The 777-nt window shown below is 41.3% G+C and carries 2 protein-coding genes; one reads left to right on the top strand and one right to left on the bottom strand.

Translation table 11 applies throughout. The features are described from left to right. On the top strand, nt 1–409 hold a 409-nt coding region (locus HMPREF9162_RS08340), incomplete at its 5' end, for a hypothetical protein (protein WP_037350474.1). Between the two features lie 14 nt (nt 410–423). On the opposite strand, the gene HMPREF9162_RS08335 is transcribed toward HMPREF9162_RS08340, so the two are convergent. Beyond that, a partial coding sequence (locus HMPREF9162_RS08335; protein WP_009438972.1) for an IS256 family transposase occupies nt 424–777 on the bottom strand: 354 nt, incomplete at its 5' end.

The following is a 777-nucleotide window of genomic DNA, read 5'->3' as shown; positions in this document are numbered from 1 at the left end:
ATTAGAGATGAATTGCTACGCCCATGAATATAAATTTCCATATCTGTATGCTTACGGAGAGTCGGGATATACGAAAATATGCGTGATCCCGCTCTTTACAAAGATCATCAAAATCGAAAACTATGCGAGCGATGCTCGTATGTCATGGGATGGGCCTAGCAAATTGGTAAGTAATTTAAAGGATTTACAGAGGGCGTATGGATCGAGCTTGATTTTGATAGAAGATTTGGATGATATTTCCATAGAAGATAAAAAAATCTTTTTAGAGCTAAAACGACGAGGAGAAAAAAGTAAAACATGGAGTCTCGAAGCAGCAAAGGACAGTCAGAGACGGGATATCATCAAAGATCTGGATGAAATATCAGAGTCAATAGAAGAAAGTCTAAAAAAACAGGGGTTTGTCAAGTAAAGTGTGTAAGTTTCTTATAGAGCGGAATATTTTCGGATCATCTGTCCGACCCGCTCATCAATACAGAGTTGATTCATCACAATCGCCCAGTTCTGAATGGAGTGTCCCTTCCATTTCTTGTACAGCTCCTTGATCCGTAAGTAAAGCACCTTGAACACAGCCGTCTCGCTTTGAAATGCCCCCTGCTTCGTTACTTTGCGAAAACTTGCATTGACACTCTCTATCGCATTTGTTGTGTACATGACACGACGGACATCACTGCCATATTGGTAAAGTTGTTCAACATGCCGGAAGTTGTCCTTCCATACGCGAATTGCCCCCGGATACTTGCTCCAAGTCTCACAGAATTTCTCAAATTCGCTCTGTGC

This window comes from Selenomonas sp. oral taxon 137 str. F0430, assembly GCF_000183625.1.
Lineage (GTDB): Bacteria > Bacillota > Negativicutes > Selenomonadales > Selenomonadaceae > Centipeda > Centipeda artemidis.
This window is presented reverse-complemented; position numbering and strand designations above follow the sequence as displayed.